Here is a 17,937-nt window from a genome sequence, read left to right on the forward strand (position 1 = left end):
CCGCAACGTTCCGACGATGGGGGCGGGGGTCCGGTTCCCGGCACTCCGGGTCACAGTACGTACGTACGGATTGCGAGAAGGCGGTCCGCGGTGCCAGGATTTCAGGATGCCACGCGTAAGCCAGGATCACCTCGACGCACGACGGCGCCAGATCCTCGACGGCTCGCGCGTGTGCTTCGCCCGCTACGGCTACGAAGGTGCCACAGTCCGGCGCCTGGAGGAAGCCACCGGTCTGTCCCGCGGGGCCATCTTCCACCACTTCCGCGACAAGGAGTCGCTCTTCCTCGCCCTCGCGGAGGACGACGCCGTCCGGATGGCCGACGTCGTCGCCGAGCAGGGCCTCGTGCAGGTGATGCGGGACCTGCTGGCCGGCGGCGACCACCCAGCCGACTGGCTGGGCACCCGCCTCGAGGTCTCCCGGCGGCTGCGCACCGACCCCGAGTTCCGCGGCCGCTGGGCCGAGCGGTCCGAGCAGCTGACCACGGCGACCCGGCTGCGCCTGCTGCGGCAGCGGGAGGCCGGGAAGCTGCGCGACGACGTCGACGTCGACGTGCTCACCGCCTTCCTCGAGCTCGTCCTCGAAGGACTCGTCTCACACCTGGCCATGGGGTTGCCCGCCGCCGGGCTCGGGCCGGTGCTCGACCTCGTCGAGGAAACCGTGCGGCGGCACCGGCCCGGCACGGCCTGATCCGGCGTGGTCCAATGGCCGCGTGGATCTTCTCGAGGCGCACGGCCAGGCGTTGCGCGCCTTCGGCGACGCCGTGCACAGCGCCGCGGCCACCGACTGGGACCGCCGGACGCCGTGTACCGAGTGGACCGTCCGCGCCTTGGTGAACCACGTCGTCGCCGAGCAGCTGTGGGCGCCTTCGGTGCTCGCCGGCGCCACCCTCGACGACGTCGGTGACCGCTTCGACGGTGACGTCCTCGGCGAAGACCCGGTCGCCGCCTGGGACGCGGCCGCCGAGGCCGCCCGGGAGGCCTTCCTCGACGACGGGGTGCTCGAACGCGCCGTGCACCTCTCGCACGGGCTGGTCCCGGCCCGCGAGTACGGCTGGCAGATGACGGTCGACGCCGCGGTGCACGCCTGGGACCTCACCACCGCGCTCGGCCGGCCCGGACCGGTCGCCGAGCCGCTGGCCGAACGGCTGCTCGACGTCGTCCGGCCGTGGGTGGACGACTGGCAGGGCCTCGGCCTGTTCGACCCGCCGGTCGCGGTGCGCCGCGGGGCGGGGGCGGCCGCCCGGCTCGTCGCCCTGCTCGGACGCGAACCGCGCTGAGCCACCGGGTCAGGTGAGCGCGCCGACACACCGGAACTGCCGCGACAAGCGCCAAGAACACGTTAAGATTGCGACATCTTCGCAGTACACGCCCATTCACTACTAGGAGTGAACGTTTCGTGCGCGCAGCGCCGTCACCTGGTGACAGTACCGAGCCGGGTGACCGACCCGGCTGTCCGATAGGTTCATCCCCCGCCGCCAGGGCGGGTGCGGAATGACCCAGATCCTCTTCGCCGTGCTCGGCGTCCTCCTCTTCGTGCTGCTGACGGTCGGCACCGGGCTCGCCGTCGCGGCCGAGTTCTCCCTGACCGCGCTCGAGCGCAGCACGGTGGACGCCAACGTCCGCCAGGTCGGCGACCGTCGGGCGCTGACCGTCCAGAAGGCCCACCGGACGCTCTCGTTCCAGCTCTCCGGCGCCCAGGTCGCGATCACGCTGACGACGTTGATCACCGGTTACCTGGCCGAGCCGCTGATCGGCGAGCTCGTCCGGCCGCTGCTGACCGGGGTCGGCCTGCCGACCGGGTTCGCCGAGGGCGCTTCGATCGTGCTCGCCCTGGTCATCGCCACCTCGCTGTCGATGATCCTCGGCGAGATGGTGCCGAAGAACCTCGCGATCGCCCGGCCGCTGCCGACCGCGCGCGCGGTCGCCGGCTACCACTCGCGGTTCTCCGCGCTGTTCCGCTGGCTCATCACGATCATGAACAACAGCGCGAACTTCCTCGTCCGCAAGTTCGGCGTCGAACCGCAGGAAGAACTGCGGTCCGCGCGCTCGCCGCAGGAGCTGGGCTCGATCGTGCGCTCCAGCGCCGAGAGCGGCACGCTCGACACGTCCACCGCGGAGCTGCTCGACCGCTCGCTGCGGTTCGGCGAGCGCACCGCGGAGGAGCTGATGACCCCGCGGGTGCAGCTCGAGTCGCTCGCCGTGGGCGACACGATCGAGGACCTCATCGACATCTCGCGCCGCACCGGGTTCTCGCGGTTCCCGGTGCACGCCGAGGACCTCGACGACGTCCGGGGCGCCGTGCACGTCAAGCAGGCCTTCGCCGTGCCCGCCGCCGACCGCGCCGCCGTGCCGATCGGCTCGGTGATGCGGCCGGTGCCGACCGTGCCCGAGTCGCTGCCCGGCGACGACCTGCTCGACCGCCTGCGCGACTCGCGCTTCCAGCTCGCGATCGTCGTCGACGAGTACGGCGGCACGGCCGGGCTCGTGACGCTGGAGGACGTCGTCGAGGAGATCATCGGCGACGTCCGCGACGAGCACGACGACCGCGAAGCGCCCGCTTCGCAGCAGGTCGGCACCGACAGCTGGCTGGTCTCCGGCCAGCTGCGCGCCGACGAGATCACCGACGTCACCGGGTTCCGGATGCCCGACGGCGACTACGAGACCATCGCCGGGCTGATCCTCGAGCGGCTGGGCAAGATCCCCGCCGAAGGGGACGCCACCGAGGTCGACGGCTGGCGGCTCACGGTGACCACGATGGACAAACACAGGATCGCCGAGGTCGAGGTGGCCCCGGTCCGGGCGCCGGTGGAAGCCGAGGTGGCCTCGTGAGCGACTGGCTGAACATCGCCCTCGTCGTGGTCCTGCTGCTCGCCAACGCCTTCTTCGTCGGCGCGGAGTTCACCCTGATCTCCTCGCGGCGGGACAGGCTCGAAGCGTTGCTGGAGCAGGGCAAGACCCGAGCGAAGATCGTGATCAACGCGAGCAAGCACGTGTCGCTGATGCTGGCCGGCGCGCAGCTGGGCATCACCATCTGCTCGCTGCTGCTCGGCCGCCTCGGCGAGCCCGCGATCGCGCACCGGCTGTCGGCGTTCTTCGACCTGCTGGGCCTGCCCGAGACGCTGCTGCACGCGGTCTCGTTCGCCATCGCGCTGGCGTTCATCACCGTGCTGCACGTCCTGATCGGCGAGATGGTGCCGAAGAACCTCGCCATCGCCGAGCCGGAGAAGCTCGCGCTGTGGCTGGTGCCGGTGCACGTCGGCTGGGTCAAGCTCGCCAACCCGTTCATCTGGCTGCTCAACTTCGTCGCCAACTCACTGCTGCGCGCGGTGAAGGTCGAGCCGAAGGACGAGCTGGAGACGGCCTACACCTCCGACGAGCTGGCCGAGCTGCTCAGCGAGTCGCGCCGGGAGGGCCTGATCGACCAGTCCGAGCACCGGCGGCTCACGCAGACGCTGTCGTCGGTGCAGAAGACGGTGGCCGACGTGCTGGTGCCGACGGCCGAGCTGACCACGTTGCCGTGCGGACCGACCGTCGGCGACGTCGAGCGGGCGGTGTCGTCCACCGGCTTCTCGCGCTTCCCGGTGTGCACCGACGACGGCCGGCTGACCGGCTACATCCACGTGAAGGACGTCCTCGACCTGGCCGGCCACGACCCCGCGACGATCGTGCCCGCGGCGAAGACCCGCGCGCTCACCGAGCTGCGGGCCGACGCGCGGCTCGACGTCGCGCTTTCGGCCATGCGCAAGGAAGGCAGCCACCTGGCGCGGGCGCTCGACACGGGCGGGAACGCCGTCGGGGTCGTCGCCCTCGAGGACCTCGTCGAGGAGTACGTGGGCACGGTGCGCGACGGAACCCACGTCGGCGCATGACCGCCGTCGAAGTGCTCGCCGAACCGGACTGGCTGGCCCGGGAGGCGGCGCACGCCGAGCGGATGCGGAAGTGGACGGTCCCGCACCAGGAGCGCCGGTCGCGCGGCGAGAAGCACCCGGTGCTGGACTTCCTGTTCACCTACTACTCGTACCGGCCGTCGCACCTGCAGCGGTGGCAGCCCGGGCCCGGCGTCGCGCTCGCCGGGCCCGCGGCGCGGCGCTTCCTGGACCGCAAGGGCTACGTGTCGACGCCCGACGGCGTCCGGCTGGATCCGTCGGGAGTTCCGGACGGCAAGAAGCGGACGGCGGAGTTCGTCCTCGGCCTGCTGACGGCGACGGCGTCACGCTCCCCGCGGCTGAACTGCTTCGGCCTGCACGAGTGGGCCATGGTCTACCGCGAGCCGGCGGATTCGGTGCGCCACGACCAGGTCCCGCTCCGGCTCGGCTCGGCGGGCACCGACGCGGTGGTGGAGTCGCTCGACATCCGGTGCGGGCACTTCGACGCGTTCCGCTTCTTCACCGGACCGGCGCGGCCCCGCAACGAGCTGACGCCCACGAGGGAGACGCAGGTCGCACTCGAGCAGCCGGGGTGCCTGCACGCGAACATGGACCTGTTCAAATGGGCGTACAAGCTCGACCCGTTCGTGCCCGCGGAGCTCGTGGCGGACTGTTTCGAGCTGGCGGTCGAGATCCGGACGCTCGACATGCGAGCCGGCCCGTACGACCTGGCCGGGCTCGGATATCCGCCGGTGCGGATCGAAACCGCCGCGGGAAGAGCCGAATACGCCCGTGCCCAGGGCGGTTTCGCCCGCCGGGCCGCGCCGGTGCGTCATCGCCTGATTGCGCTTTGCCATCGCCTGGTCAGCGCAGCACCCTGAGCGCGGGCAACTGTGAGTCAGATTATTCTCTCTCCGATACTCACCTGTTAGGGTGATAACGGTTTGATTGCATCGCAGCGCGTGCTTGGCATGCGCTCACCCCCGAAAGGATGACGATGGGGCGACACGCACGGGACGAGGAGCCGGTGCCGCACCCTCAGGACCGCACGCCGCGTGAGGGCCGGCCGGCCGCCCCGGGCCCCGGCGAAGCTTCGGGTTCGTACCCGGCCGCTCGTCGTGGCGAGGCCTCCGGCGCCTCTCGGACTCCCAAGCGCAGCTCCATCTCCGAAGCGTTCGGCATCGCGGGCCGCGCCTCCCGGGCTCCCGGCCGAGGCGAAGCTTCCGGTTCTTATCCCGTCACCCGTTCTGGTGAAGCTTCCGGTTCGTACCCGGTGGCCCGTCCTGGTGAAGCCTCCGGTTCCTACCCTGCGGCAGGTCGCGGTACGGCCGCCGACGCTCAGCCCACCGGCCGCGGCGAAACCTCCGGCAGCCACCCCGCCGCGGGCACCGGATCCCACCCCACCCCCCGCGGGGAAGCCTCTGGCGCGTACCCGGCCGTCCGCCGGGGCGAAAGCTCCGGCTCGTACCCGGTCGCGGGTCGCGGCGAGGCCACCGGCCGGGGCAAGGCCTCCGGGAGCTACCCGGCCGCCCGTCGCGGTGAAAGCTCCGGCTCCTACCCCGTCACGGCTCGCCGCGATGGCGCCTACGCGGCCCGTCGCGGTGAAGGTCCCCGCGGCGCGGTGCAGAAAGAAACCGCGGCCGAGCGGACCGAGGTCATCACCCGGCACGGTGAGGCCTCCGGCAACTACCCGATCACCGCGCGCAGCGACCAGTCCGGCTCCTTCCGCACCGTCACCCGCGGCGAAGACCCGAGCCGCGAAGACACCGCTTCCCGCGGCGAGGGCACCCGGTCCCGCGCCGGCGACGACACCCCCCAGTCCACCGGCCGCCGCGAAAACGCGCGCTCCGCCCGCAGGGCCGCGAACGGCGAAGACGGCACCGCCTCCCGCCGGAGCCGGAGCCGCAGCGAGACCACCGGTCCGCACCGGACCGCCGGCGCGAGCGAGTCGACCGGCTCCCACCGCACTGCCGGCGCCGGCGAATCCACCGGATCCCGGCGCGTCGCCGCCGCGAGCGAGTCCACTGGATCCCACCGCACTGCCGGCGCCGGCGAATCCACCGGCTCCCACCGCACCCTCGGCAAGGGCGAGGCAACCGGCTCACACCGCATCGTCGGCAAGAAGGCCCCGCGCCGCCGGATCGCCGGGTGGCCGATCGCCTGTCTGGTGCTCGCCGCCCTGATCGGGCTCGGCGTGGTCGGGTGGAACTGGGCCGACAGCGAGCTCAACAGCCGCGCCGAGGCGCAGGCCGCCAGCTGCTCCACCGGCACCTCGCACATGCGGATCATCGTCACCCCGAGCGCGCAGAAGCCGCTCACCGCCGCGGCCGACCGGTGGAACGCCGCCGCCACGGTGGTGCACGGCCAGTGCGTGCACGTGATGATCGAAGCCAAGCCCTCGTCGCAGGTGCTCGACGCGCTGGTCGGCCGGTCCAACCTGGACGCCATCGGCGGTCTCCCGGCGGCCTGGCTGCCCGAGTCGTCGTACTGGGTCAGCGAGCTGACCACCAAGAAGCCCGAAATGATCGGCTCGCCCGCCCAGTCGGTGGCGAACGCCCGGTCGGCGGACTACCCGTTCATCGGGCTGTCGGGCACCGGCATCGACGACACCGTGCTGCGCGCCGCCCAGACGTTCCGCGAGTTCCTCGAGCAGCCCGCCCAGCAGGCGGACTTCGCCGCCGCGGGCATCAAGCCGGCCTAGACGCGGGTGCCGTTGTCGAGCTCGGCCACCACGGCGAGGTCGTCGTCGGCCAGCTCGAAGTCGAAGATCCCGAAGTTCTCGCGGATGCGGGTGGTGGTGGCCGACGCCGCCACCGCGACGGTGCCGTCCTGCAGGTGCCAGCGGAGCACGATCTGGGCCGGGGTCTTGCCGTACTTCGCCGCGAGCGCGGTCACCGTCTCGTCCGCCAGCAACGCGCCGTTCGCGGCCGGGCTCGACGCGGCCGTCACGATGCCGCGCTCGGCGTGGAACTCGCGCAGCGGCAGCTGCTGCAGCCACGGGTGCAGCTCGACGACGTTGACCGCGGGGGCAGCGCCGGTGGCGTCGGCCAGCCGGCGCAGCTCGGAGACGCCGAAGCCGGCCACGCCCACCGCGCGGACGCGGCCGTCGGCGCGCAGCCGGCTCAGCGCGCGCCACGTGTCGGTGAACGAGCCCTGCGTGCCGTCCAGCAGGCACAGGTCGGCCTGCTCGACCTGGAGCGCGGCCAGCGCCTCGTCCGCGGCGCGGCGCGCGGTGTCGTAACCCCGGGCGGGCACCTTGACGCTGAGGAAGAGCTCCTCGCGGGGCACGTCGGCCGCAGCGAGCGCCGTGCCCACCGCCGGCGCGGTTTCGGGTGAGGTGTCGATGCCGCGGTAGCCGGTGTCGAGGGCGATGCGGACGGCCCGGCCGGTTTCGGCCGGCATCAGCCCCGCGACGCCGAACAGCAGCTGCGGGATGCGGACTCCGTCGGACAGGGCGAGCGAAGGAACGGCCATCTACCGCTGAACCTCACTTAGGGTGCTGCTGCGCGGGGCTTCCGGAACCCCATCATCCCACCCGGGCGGCTCGCTCGCGCAGATAACCGGCCGTCGCCGGGTCGGCCGGGAAGAACGACTCGATCACCAGTTCCGCGACGGTGATGTCCAACGGAGTGCCGAAGGTGGACACCGTGCTGAAGAACGTCAGGTCGACGCCCTCGTGGCGGAACTTCAGCGGCACGAAGATGTCACCCGGTCCGGGGACCTCCACCTCGGGCACCGGCTGGTCGCACGGGTAGCCGCGCAGCTCCTCCAGGAGGTCGGCGAGCCCGGGGTCGGCGGTCTGGCCCACCTGCCGCCGCAGCCGGCCGAGGAGGTGGGCCCGCCACTCCCCCAGGTTCAGCACGTGCGGGGCCATCCCGTCCGGGTGCAGCGTCGCGCGCAGCACGTTGGTGGTCAGCTCGGGCGGGATCCCGGCGACGAACAGGCCGATGGCGGCGTTCGCGTCGACCAGGTTCCAGTTCCGGTCGACGACGGCGGCCGGGTACGGCTCGTGGCCGGCGAGCAGCAGCCGCACGGCCTGCCGGACGGAGCTCATCTCGGGGTCCCCCAAGGCGTTCTCGGTGTAGGCCGGCGCGTACCCGGCGGCCAGCAGCAGCCGGTTGCGCTCGCGCAGCGGCACGTCGAGGTGCTCGCCGAGCCGCAGCACCATGTCCCGGCTCGGCTGGGAGCGGCCGGTTTCCACGAAGCTGAGGTGGCGGGTGGAGATGTCCGCCGAGATCGAGAGGTCGAGCTGGCTGATCCGCCGCCGGTCGCGCCATTCCCGCAGCAGCTCCCCGACCGGCCGCTGCCGCGCGGCCGCCTGCACCGTAGTCGTCACCCGGGCGACGCTACGGCGATCACCGGGCCGCTGCCATTACTTCCGGGGTAATGCCCGCGGTGGCCGGCCCGCATTACCTCCCGCGTAATCGACGGGCGGCCGCGGCCGCGCCAGAGTCGTGCTCAGCACCGGGACGACAGAAGCCGTTGTCCCCCAACCGAAGGAGCACCCCATGACCGACGTCCGCACCGTCGTGGAGCAGTACATCGCCATCTGGAACGAGGCCGACGACGCCAAGCGCCGGGAGCTCATCGCCGGCGTCTTCACCGAGGGCGCCGGGTACACCGACCCGCTCGGGGCCGTCACCGGGCACGACGGCATCGACCAGTTCGTCGCCGGGGCGCAGCAGCAGTTCGCCGGGCTCACCTTCAGCCTGCCCGCCGACCCCGACGCCCACCACGACCTCGCGCGGTTCCACTGGCACCTCGGCACGCCGGGCGCCGAGCCGGTCGCCATCGGGTTCGACGTCGTCGAGCTCGAAGACGGGAAGATCACGAAGGTGCACGGCTTCCTCGACAAGCTGCCGGGCTGAAAGAACGGCGTGCGGGCTCCCGGGCAGGGGAACCCGCACGCCTCCCCGCGGTGTCAGCTCTTGAGCGCGCCCCGCCAGCGCACGGTCGGGCGCAGCTTGTCCGGGTTCACCCGGTGCTTGTTGGCGCCCACGATGTCGAACATCGACTCGATCAGCGTGTCCGACAGCAGGTGCGGCTCCAGCCCCAGCCCGACCAGCCCGGTGTGCTTCACGTTGTAGTAGTGCTCCGGCGCCTCGGTGCGCGGGTTCTCCAGCTGCTCGATCTGCACCGGGCCGGGGAACCGTTCGGCGACGAGGTCCGCGATCGCGGCCACCGACATGCTCTCGGTCATCTGGTTGAAGACGCGGAACTCCCCGGCCTCGGCCGGGTGCTCCACGGCGAGCCGGATGCACTCCACGGTGTCGCGGATGTCGATCAGGCCGCGGGTCTGGGCGCCCTTGCCGTACACGGTCAGCGGCTGGCCCAGCACCGCCTGGATGACGAAGCGGTTCAGCACCGTGCCGAACACCGCGTCGTAGTCGAAGCGGGTCGCCAGGCGCGGGTCGAGCGCCGTCTGCGGGGTCTGCTGGCCGTACACGACACCCTGGTTGAGGTCCGTCGCCCGCAGCCCCCAGGCGCGGCAGGTGAATTCGATGTTGTGCGAATCGTGGACCTTGGTCAGGTGGTAGAACGACCCGGGCCGCTTCGGGAACAGCACCCGGTCCGCGCGCCCGTTGTGCTCGAGGTCCAGCCAGCCTTCTTCGATGTCGACGTTCGGCGTGCCGTATTCGCCCATCGTGCCCAGCTTGACCAGGTGGATCGCCGGATTGATCTCCGCGATCGCGTACAGCAGGTTCAGGTTCCCGATCACATTGTTGTGCTGGGTGTACACCGCGTGCTCGCGGTCGATCATGGAGTACGGCGCCGACCGCTGCTCCGCGTAGTGGACGACGGTGTCGGGCGCGAAGTCGCGCACCGCGCCGAACAGGAACTCCGCGTCCAGCAGGTCACCCTCGTAGCTGGTGATCTCCCGGCCGGAAACCTCTTGCCAGGCCGCGATCCGGTCGGTCAGGGACTCGATCGGGACGAGGCTTTCGACGCCCAGTTCGACGTCGTACCCACGGCGGGCGAAATTGTCGAGAACGGCTACCTCGTGGCCTTTGTCCGATAAGTGCAGCGCGGTCGGCCAGCCCAGATATCCGTCACCGCCGAGAACCAGCACACGCATTGTGCCGCCTTTCCTGCTCGTTTACGCCCCCCGACGCTATCGATCACCTGCTGATGAAGACCTGGCAATAGGCTGTGAATCTCCTATGCGTAGGGGACCCGGACGGCGGCGCGCCGGGCCCGCGGGGAGGATGGGGGCATGACGACCGTAACCAACGGCGTGCGGCCTCGCACAACGGAGAAGACCCGCCGCCGTGGCTGGGCCCGGCTGGCGCGCGCCGCGGCGACGTCGGTCGCGGCGACGGTCCTCAGCCAGGTCGTGCTGCTCGCGGTCCTCGCCACCGGTGGCGCGGCGGCCCTGGCGAGCACGCTGGCCTGGGCGGCCGGCGCGGTGCTGAACTTCGTGGTCACCCGCCGCTGGGTGTGGGGCCGCACCGGACGCCCGCGCGTCCGCCGCGAACTGCTGCCCTACCTGGTCGTGATCGGGCTCGGCGGCCTGGCGTCCATCGGCCTGACGACGCTGGCGGGCTCGCTGCTGACGCCGCTGAACCTGCCGCACCTCTGGTGGGTCGTGCTCGTCGACGGCGCGTACGTGGCGAGCTACGCGCTGGTGTTCGTCGTCAAGTTCACCCTGCTCGACCGGCTCGTGTTCGGCCGCGGCGCAGCACGTACCCCCGCCACCACGTCCCCGTCATGACCCGGGCGTAGTTCGCGCCGTAGACGAGGCTGCCGCCCTTCTTGCTCTTGCCCGCCTTGCGCAGGCGCATGCTCATCGGCAGCTCGACGACGCGGGAGCCGCGCGCGGTCACCCCGAGCATGAGCTCCGACGACTGGTACTGCGGCTCGTTGAGCGGCACCGAGCAGGCCAGCTCGGCCCGCATCGCGCGGAAGCCGAACGACGTGTCGGTGATCCGCCGTGCCGTCAGCACCGACGCCAGGACCGCGAACACCCGCACGCCGAGCCACCGGACGCGGCTGTCGGCCTCTTCGTGCCCCAGCCTCCGCGACCCGGTGACGAAGTCCGCGGTGCCATCCACGACCGGGCTGACCAGGGCTTCGAGCTCGCTGTTGTCGTACTGGCCGTCGGCGTCGGTCGTCACGACGTACTCGGCGCCGGCCTCGGCCGCGAGGTGGTAGCCGAGCCGCAGTGCCGCGCCCTGGCCGCGGTTGCGGGGCGCGACGCAGACGTGCGCACCGTGTTCCTCCGCGATCCCGGCGGTGGTGTCGGTGCCGCCGTCGACCACCACGAGCACGTCCACGCGCATGCCGAGGCACTGGTCCGGCATCTTCTCCAGGACCTCGCCGATCCCGCCGGCCTCGTTGTAGGCCGCGATGACGACGGTCAGCGGGGCCAGCTTCAGGTCCGGGTGCCGGCCGCGGAAGTCGTCGAGCGCGCCGGTGTCGACGTCGTCGGGGAACGCGGCGAGGCGTTTCCGGCTGGCCGAGGTCAGCGTGGTGAAGCCGAGCGCGCCGGCCAGCGGGAGCAGGACCAGCGCGGGGATCTGGTAGCGCCAGGAGAACTGGAAGACCGCCGAGGCGAAGAGCAGGACCAGCCCGCTCGACGCCGCGAGCAGCGCACCCGCTCGTGCCTTGTCCAGCGGCTTCTTGCGGCGAACCACCGTGAGCAGCCCCAGCAGCGCGCCGATGCCGAGCACCGCGCCCGGGACGTACCCGCCGCCGAGCTGGTAGTCGCGAAGGACTTTGGCCAGCGGCTGGTCGACGCTCGCGGTGACCCCGTCGTTCTGCTGCGTGACGAGGTCGATCAGCGACTGGTCGGCCCACTGCGGGTAGCTCAGCTGGAACTGCCACCGGTCGAGCGGGACGTCGGTCGGGTCCTGCTCGCGCGTCCAGGCGAAGCTCTTGGCGAAGTCGTTCAGGATCGCCGCGGCGACGTCGCCGGGCTGTTCCTTGAGCACGTCGATCGCGAACTCGTGCGCCAGCGCGGCCTTGTCCGCGCCGGGCGGCAGCGGGCCCGGCCAGTTGGGATCGAGGTCGGCGTGGGTGTAGTTGTCCACCAGCCGCGTCTCGCGCGGTTCGGCTGGGCAGAACACCCGCAGCGTCGGGTCGAGGTGGAGGTTCGGGCAGTCGGCGACGGCGGCGGTGCGGCCGTATAGCATGTTCCCCGACGGGCCGGTCAGGCCCCACTTGCCGGTCTCCGAGTGCACGCGCGCCGCGTAGGGCACCAGCACGACCAAGAGCCCGAGCGCACCCACGCCGGCCCGGCGCCAGCCCGCCCAGTGCCGCCACGCTCCCCCGGCGACGACCAGGTAGACCAGCAGCGGCAGGGCCAGTGAGATGCCGATCAGCCGCGTTAGCACGGCGAACCCGACGAGCAGACCCGCGAGCCCGGCTCGCTTCCACCCCGGGGCGCCCTTGCCGAGCAGCAGCCACAGCAGCCCGAGCAGAACCGCCTCGAAGACGACTTCGGACATGATGTTCTGCTCGATCTGCAGCTGGTAGGCGTCCAGCAGCACCGGCGCCGCGGCGAGCGCGCCGACCCAGGGGCGGCCGCCGAGGCGCAGCACCAGCGCGTAGACGCCGATCGCGATCAGCACTCCGCCGGCGTGCTGCACCGCCGCGACCCACGCGAGCCCGCCCACCGCCAGCAGCGGGCGCAGCACGAGGTCGTAGCCGATCGGGTCGAGCTGGTCGGCGCGCAGCGCGTGCAGGTTGTCGATGTAGCGGAACGAGTCGATGAACAGCAGCGCCGGCCGGTAGGCGAGCCAGGTCAGCACCCGGAGCGCGATCGCCGGGACGAGGAGCAGGAGCAGCGGCCAGTGCCGTCGCAGGAACGGCTTCACGGTGTCCCGTGGGGACGGTCGAGGTTCGAGAAGTACTTCCACGCCGTGGCCAGGCCGTCGGCGAGCGAGACCGACGGCTCGTAGCCGATCGTCTCCTCGCTGGCCGAGACGTCCACGACCACGGCGGGCATCTCCCCCGCCGGGGCCTCGACGTGCTCGACCGCCAGCTCGGCGCCGGTCACCTCGCGCACGGCCTCGACCATCTCCAGCACCGACACCGACCGCCCGGCGCCGACGATCGCGCGGCCCGAGTGGCCGCTGTCGAGGGCCAGCAGGATCGCGCGGACGACGTCGTCGACGTGCACGAGGTCGCGGCGCTGGCGGCCGTCACCGTAGATCTTGACCCCGGCGCCGGTCAGCGCGGCCCGCATCATCCGCGGCACGAAACTGTCCTTGTGGGACATTCCCGGGCCGTAGACGTTGGTGAACCGCAACGTACACGTGGTCATCCCGTACGCGCCGGCGTAGCCCGAGAGCAGCATTTCGCACGCCGCCTTGGTCGCGCCGTAGGGCGTCAGCGGCCGCAGCGGCAGGTCCGGCGTGATGGTCGCGGCGCCGACGTTCCCGATCACCGCGTTGGTCGAGGCGAGCAGGAACTTCGGCACCTCCCGGCGCCGGGCGAGCTCCAGCAGCTCCTGGGTGACCAGGACGTTGTCGGCGAAGGTGTCTTCGGGCAGCTCGATCGACTTCAGCACCGACGTCAGCGCGGCGAGGTGCACGATGCCGGCGGTCTCCCGCGTCACGGCTTCCTCGCGGACGGCCGCGTCGCGCAGGTCGCCGGTCACGACGCGGACGCCGTCGAGGTCTTCGGGGAACGGGACCCGGTCGACGACGGTGACCGGGACGCTCCGGTCGCGGAGGGCGCGCACGACGGCCCGGCCGATGAAGCCGCTGCCGCCGGTCACGACCACGGACGTCCGATCAGGACCGTGCGCACTCGACATGGCGTCAACCTACCCGCCGTCCCTGTGCGGAGCCGGGTTGGTGTCCTTGAGCGGTCAGACCGTCCAAGGGGAGGAAACCACACGATGAAACGACTCTTCACCGTTCCGGCGCTGCTGCTCGCATCGCTCGCCGGCGCGCTCACGCTGACCGCCGCGCCGGCCCAGGCGGCCACGACCGACGTCGGGGTCATCCCGGCGGGCCGGTCCTGCCCGGTCGGGACCGAGGCGATCGTCATCCGGATGGACGACGAGGACTCGGGCAACGCCAGCTCGCGCGGCGGGTTCATCGGGGCCGTCAGCAGCACCAGCAACACGGAGATGTTCTTCTGCCGGGTCAACGGCACCGCGTTCCGCGGGGTCACGCAGTCCGGCTCGTTCCGGCCCTACGCGGTGCTGAAGCTGGGCGCGAACTGCCCGAACGGCTCCCAGGAGCTCTCGCGCCGGTTCGACACGCTGCTGCGGTTCTGCCTCTTCGCGCCCGGGGTGACGAGGACGACAGCAACAACAACTCCTCCAGCGCACCGGCCGGGATCAGCAGCATCGCGCAGTCGATGGTGAGCGCCGGCGCGAACACCACCCTGAACGTCCGGATCGCCCGGTAACGTCGGAGTTCGTATCTCCCTCGGCCCGCCCGGGTCTTTCTTCACCGGGCGAGCCGAGGGGGGATCGGGAGTGAGCGGTGAACTGACGGCGCGGCACCTGCACCGCGCCCTCGATGTGGCACGGGAGTTCCGGGCCGAGGGGCCGGCGGCCGGGCTGGCCGGCTCGTCGGCTGCGACTTCGCGTCGTGCGCCAGCGCGGAGCACACGACCCGGCGGTTGACCGGCGCCGTGACCGACCGGCCGGAGCACAACCTGCTGCGCCACGCCGGGTTCCGGGCCCAGGTGCACCAGCACCCGGCGTTCGCGGCCCACCGCGACGGGCGGCTGCCGCTGGGGACGTCGGCCGCGTTGAGCGACCTGGCGGACCTGCGGACGCTGCGCGCGTTGCCGCTGTACACCGACTACTACCGCCCGCGGGGCACGGTCGACCAGCTGCTGTGCATCGTCCAGGTCGACGACCGGCACGGCCGCATCCTGACCTTGAGCCGTTCCCGGCCGGGGTTCTCGGCGCGGGACCGGGCCTGGGTCGACCTCCTGGCGCCGCACCTCGGCCAAGCGCCGGCCCGCGAGGAGCGGCCGCCGGTCCGGCCCCTCGCCGGGCCGGAGCTCACGCTGCCGACCACCCGCGAACGGCAGGTGGCGCGCCTCGTCGCGGACGCCGCGGGTGACCGGGACGTCGCACGCCACCTCGGCATCAGCCCGAGGACGGTGCAGAAGCACCTCCAGCAGATCCACCGCAAGCTGGGGCTGACCAGCCGGACGGAGCTGATGGTGCGCCTGGCGGCTTCGGCGTGACCGCGCTCAGGCGAAGGCTTCCGGGGGCGGGCAGGAGCAGGCCAGGTTCCGGTCCCCCGCCGCGCCGTCGATGCGGCGGACCGGCGGCCAGATCTTCGCCGCCGCGGCGCCTGCTGGGAACACCGCCGTCTCCCGGCTGTACGGCCGTTCCCACTCGCCCGCCACGCAGCGCGCGGTGTGCGGCGCGTGCCGCAGCGGCGAGCCGGCCAGCGGCCACTCCCCCGAGGCGACGCGGTCGATCTCGCCGCGGATGGCGATCATCGCCATGCAGAACCGGTCCAGCTCGGCGAGGTCCTCGCTCTCCGTCGGCTCCACCATCAGCGTGCCGGCGACCGGGAACGACATCGTCGGCGCGTGCAGCCCGTAGTCCGCCAGGCGCTTCGCGACGTCGTCCACCGTCACGCCGGTGGCCTTCGTCAGCGGCCGCAGGTCGAGGATGCATTCGTGCGCGACCAGGCCCGAGTGGCCCGCGTACAGCACCGGGTAGTGCTCGCCGAGGCGCTTCGCGACGTAGTTGGCGTTCGCCACCGCGACCAGCGTCGCCCGGCGCAGGCCTTCCGCGCCCATCATCCGGACGTAGGCCCACGAGATCGGCAGGATCGACGCGCTGCCCCAGGGCGCCGCGCTGACCGGGCCGACCCCGGTCGCCGGGCCGGCGGCCGGCTGCAGCGGGTGGTTCGGCAGGAACGGCGCCAGGTGCGCGCGGACCCCGATCGGGCCGACCCCGGGGCCGCCACCGCCGTGCGGGACGCAGAAAGTCTTGTGCAGGTTGAGGTGCGAGACGTCGGCGCCGAACCGGCCGTACTGGGCGACGCCGATCAGGGCGTTGAGGTTGGCGCCGTCGACGTACACCTGCCCGCCCGCGTCGTGCACCGCCGCGCAGACCTCGCCGACGGTGTCCTCGTAGACCCCGTGCGTCGACGGGTAGGTGAGCATGATCGCGGCCAGGTCGCCGCGGTGGGCGTCCACAGTGGACTTCAGGTGCGCGAGGTCGATGTTGCCCTCGTCGTCGCAGCGGACGACGACCACCCGCATGCCCGCCATCACGGCGCTCGCCGCGTTCGTGCCGTGCGCGCTGGCCGGGATCAGGCAGACGTCGCGTGTGTGCTCGCCGCGGGAGCGGTGGTACGCCCGGATCGCCAGCAGGCCCGCGAACTCGCCCTGGCTGCCGGCGTTGGGCTGCAGGGAAACCGTGTCGTAGCCGGTGATCCGCGCGAGCCAGGCGCCGAGGTCGGCGACGACGGTCAGCAGCCCGGCCGCGTCCTCGGCCGGCGCGAACGGGTGCAGCCCGGCGAACTCGGGCCAGGTGACCGGCTCCATCTCCGCGGTCGCGTTGAGCTTCATGGTGCACGAGCCGAGCGGGATCATGCTCCGGTCGAGCGCGACGTCCTTGTCGGACAGCTCCCGCAGGTAGCGCAGCAGCGCGGTTTCCGAGCGGTGCGCGTGGAACACCGGGTGGGTCAGGAACTTGCCGGTGCGCCGCAGCGGCGCCGGAAGCGCGTCCGCGGTGTCCGCGTCGAGGCCGTCCACATCGGACACCGAAACACCGAAAGCCTTCCACACGCAGGAAAGCCGCTCACGCGTCGTGGTCTCGTCGCATGCTACGCCGACGTGGTCGTCGTCGGCCCGCCGCAGGTTCACCCCGAGGTCACGGGCCGCCGCGACGACCACGTCCGCCCGGCCGGGCACCGCCGCGAGGACCGTGTCGAAGAACTCGCCGTGCACCACTTCGACGCCGCCCTCGCACAGCCCGGCCGCGAGCACGGTGGCCATCCGGTGTGCCCGCAGCGCGATCCCGCGCAGCCCGTCGGGGCCGTGGTGCACCGCGTACATCGACGCCATGACCGCGAGCAGGACCTGCGCGGTGCAGATGTTCGACGTCGCCTTCTCCCGGCGGATGTGCTGCTCGCGCGTCTGGAGGGCGAGCCGGTACGCGGGTGCGCCGTCCGCGTCCTTCGAGACGCCGACCAGCCGTCCGGGCAGCTGCCGCTCGAGGCCTTGGCGCACCGCCAGGTACGCGGCGTGCGGGCCGCCGAAGCCCATCGGGACGCCGAAGCGTTGCGTCGAACCGACCGCGACGTCGGCGCCGAGCTCACCCGGCGGGCGCAGCAGGGTCAGCGCGAGCGGATCCGCGGCGACGACCACCGCGGCGCCGTGCTTCTTCGCGTCGGCGATCGTCAGGTCGAGCTCGCGCACCGCGCCGGACGCACCGGGGTAGGACAGCAGCACCCCGAAGAAGTCGCCGCCGAGCCCCAGGCCGGTGAGCCCCTGCGAGAGGTCTTCGACGACCAGCTCGATGCCCAGCGGCTCCGCGCGCGTCCGGAGCACAGCGAGCGTCTGCGGCAGGGTGTCCTCGTCGACGACGAAGCGGTTCGACGCGGACTTGCCCGCCCGGCGCACGAGCGTCATCGCCTCGGCGGCCGCGGTGGCTTCGTCGAGCAGGGACGCGTTCGCGACCGGCAGGCCGGTCAGGTCGGCGACCATGGTCTGGAAGTTGAGCAGTGCTTCGAGCCGTCCTTGCGAGATTTCCGGCTGGTAGGGCGTGTAGGCGGTGTACCAGGCGGGGTTCTCGAGCACGGTGCGCCGGATGACGGGCGGGGTGACGGTGTCGTGGTAACCGAGGCCGATCATCTGGGCCATCGGCCGGTTCCGCGAGGCCAGCTCCCGGAGCTCGGCGAGCGCCTGGGCTTCGGTGGCCGCCGGCGGAAGAGCGAGCGGCTCGGCGGACTCCCGCAGCGACGACGGCACGGCCCGCTCGGCAAGCTCGTCGAGCGAGGTGACGCCGATGACGTCGAGGATGTGGCGCAGCTCGTCCGGCCCGGGCCCGATGTGCCGGTCGGCGAAGGGAACCCCTTGTTCCAGGGAGGCGAGCGACAAGTCCACGATGGCCTCCTCCGAACGGCAGCGTCCACCC

Annotated in this window: 16 protein-coding genes; 10 read left to right on the plus strand and 6 right to left on the minus strand. The window is 72.2% G+C overall.

The window, feature by feature from the left end; all coding sequences use genetic code 11:
- Nucleotides 1–106 precede the first annotated feature (106 nt).
- The 6 genes from ACZ61C_RS10870 (at nucleotide 107) to ACZ61C_RS10895 (ending at nucleotide 6,567) form a co-directional block, all read left to right on the plus strand.
- Nucleotides 107–688, plus strand: coding sequence for a TetR/AcrR family transcriptional regulator (locus ACZ61C_RS10870; RefSeq protein ID WP_465305244.1), 582 nt, complete (start codon nucleotides 107–109; stop codon nucleotides 686–688).
- 22 nt (nucleotides 689–710) lie between these two features.
- Complete coding sequence (locus tag ACZ61C_RS10875) at nucleotides 711–1,277, plus strand: TIGR03086 family metal-binding protein (RefSeq protein ID WP_465305246.1); 567 nt, start codon at nucleotides 711–713, stop codon at nucleotides 1,275–1,277.
- Between the two features lie 214 nt (nucleotides 1,278–1,491).
- Nucleotides 1,492–2,829, plus strand: coding sequence for a hemolysin family protein (locus ACZ61C_RS10880; RefSeq protein WP_465305248.1), 1,338 nt, complete (start codon nucleotides 1,492–1,494; stop codon nucleotides 2,827–2,829).
- On the plus strand, nucleotides 2,826–3,869 hold the full coding sequence (locus tag ACZ61C_RS10885) for a hemolysin family protein (RefSeq protein ID WP_465305250.1): 1,044 nt from the start codon (nucleotides 2,826–2,828) through the stop codon (nucleotides 3,867–3,869). Before ACZ61C_RS10880 ends, ACZ61C_RS10885 begins: the two co-directional genes overlap by 4 nt.
- Nucleotides 3,866–4,747 (plus strand): 3-methyladenine DNA glycosylase, encoded by an 882-nt coding sequence (locus ACZ61C_RS10890; protein WP_465305252.1) that lies wholly within the window; start codon nucleotides 3,866–3,868, stop codon nucleotides 4,745–4,747. The genes ACZ61C_RS10885 and ACZ61C_RS10890 overlap by 4 nt, the downstream gene beginning before the upstream one ends.
- 740 nt (nucleotides 4,748–5,487) lie before the next feature.
- A complete protein-coding gene (locus tag ACZ61C_RS10895) occupies nucleotides 5,488–6,567 on the plus strand; it encodes a hypothetical protein (RefSeq protein ID WP_465305254.1) in 1,080 nt (359 codons plus the stop codon).
- Here the strand turns inward: ACZ61C_RS10895 and ACZ61C_RS10900 are convergent.
- Nucleotides 6,564–7,340, minus strand: a complete 777-nt coding sequence (locus ACZ61C_RS10900; protein WP_465305256.1) for an aldo/keto reductase — start codon at nucleotides 7,338–7,340, stop codon at nucleotides 6,564–6,566. The two genes, ACZ61C_RS10895 and ACZ61C_RS10900, sit on opposite strands and share 4 nt — an antisense overlap.
- 52 nt (nucleotides 7,341–7,392) lie before the next feature.
- Nucleotides 7,393–8,202 carry a helix-turn-helix domain-containing protein gene (locus ACZ61C_RS10905; RefSeq protein WP_465305258.1) on the minus strand — a complete coding sequence of 270 codons (810 nt, stop codon included), beginning with the start codon at nucleotides 8,200–8,202 and terminating at the stop codon, nucleotides 7,393–7,395.
- A gap of 172 nt (nucleotides 8,203–8,374) precedes the next feature.
- Between ACZ61C_RS10905 and ACZ61C_RS10910 the strand changes: the two genes are divergently transcribed.
- Nucleotides 8,375–8,734 (plus strand): nuclear transport factor 2 family protein, encoded by a 360-nt coding sequence (locus ACZ61C_RS10910; RefSeq protein ID WP_465305260.1) that lies wholly within the window; start codon nucleotides 8,375–8,377, stop codon nucleotides 8,732–8,734.
- 53 nt (nucleotides 8,735–8,787) lie between these two features.
- On the opposite strand, the gene ACZ61C_RS10915 is transcribed toward ACZ61C_RS10910, so the two are convergent.
- Nucleotides 8,788–9,942, minus strand: coding sequence for an NAD-dependent epimerase/dehydratase family protein (locus ACZ61C_RS10915; RefSeq protein ID WP_465305262.1), 1,155 nt, complete (start codon nucleotides 9,940–9,942; stop codon nucleotides 8,788–8,790).
- 138 nt (nucleotides 9,943–10,080) lie between these two features.
- On the opposite strand from ACZ61C_RS10915, the gene ACZ61C_RS10920 reads away from it, so the two are divergent.
- Entirely contained in the window at nucleotides 10,081–10,578 is a 498-nt protein-coding gene (locus tag ACZ61C_RS10920; RefSeq protein WP_465305264.1) for a GtrA family protein, read from the plus strand.
- On the opposite strand, the gene ACZ61C_RS10925 is transcribed toward ACZ61C_RS10920, so the two are convergent.
- Both ACZ61C_RS10925 and ACZ61C_RS10930 read right to left on the minus strand, forming a co-directional pair.
- Complete coding sequence (locus ACZ61C_RS10925; protein WP_465305266.1) at nucleotides 10,508–12,682, minus strand: glycosyltransferase; 2,175 nt, start codon at nucleotides 12,680–12,682, stop codon at nucleotides 10,508–10,510. The two genes, ACZ61C_RS10920 and ACZ61C_RS10925, sit on opposite strands and share 71 nt — an antisense overlap.
- Entirely contained in the window at nucleotides 12,679–13,626 is a 948-nt protein-coding gene (locus ACZ61C_RS10930) for an NAD-dependent epimerase/dehydratase family protein (RefSeq protein ID WP_465305268.1), read from the minus strand. The genes ACZ61C_RS10925 and ACZ61C_RS10930 overlap by 4 nt, the downstream gene beginning before the upstream one ends.
- Before the next feature lie 84 nt (nucleotides 13,627–13,710).
- On the opposite strand from ACZ61C_RS10930, the gene ACZ61C_RS10935 reads away from it, so the two are divergent.
- Both ACZ61C_RS10935 and ACZ61C_RS10940 read left to right on the plus strand, forming a co-directional pair.
- Complete coding sequence (locus ACZ61C_RS10935) at nucleotides 13,711–14,184, plus strand: hypothetical protein (RefSeq protein WP_465305270.1); 474 nt, start codon at nucleotides 13,711–13,713, stop codon at nucleotides 14,182–14,184.
- A gap of 260 nt (nucleotides 14,185–14,444) precedes the next feature.
- Nucleotides 14,445–15,023 (plus strand): helix-turn-helix transcriptional regulator, encoded by a 579-nt coding sequence (locus ACZ61C_RS10940; RefSeq protein ID WP_465305272.1) that lies wholly within the window; start codon nucleotides 14,445–14,447, stop codon nucleotides 15,021–15,023.
- A gap of 6 nt (nucleotides 15,024–15,029) precedes the next feature.
- Here ACZ61C_RS10940 and gcvP read toward each other — a convergent pair whose 3' ends face one another.
- Nucleotides 15,030–17,909, minus strand: a complete 2,880-nt coding sequence (gcvP, locus tag ACZ61C_RS10945) for an aminomethyl-transferring glycine dehydrogenase (protein ID WP_465305645.1) — start codon at nucleotides 17,907–17,909, stop codon at nucleotides 15,030–15,032.
- Nucleotides 17,910–17,937: the final 28 nt, after the last annotated feature.

This window comes from Amycolatopsis sp. NPDC104587 (assembly GCF_055583645.1).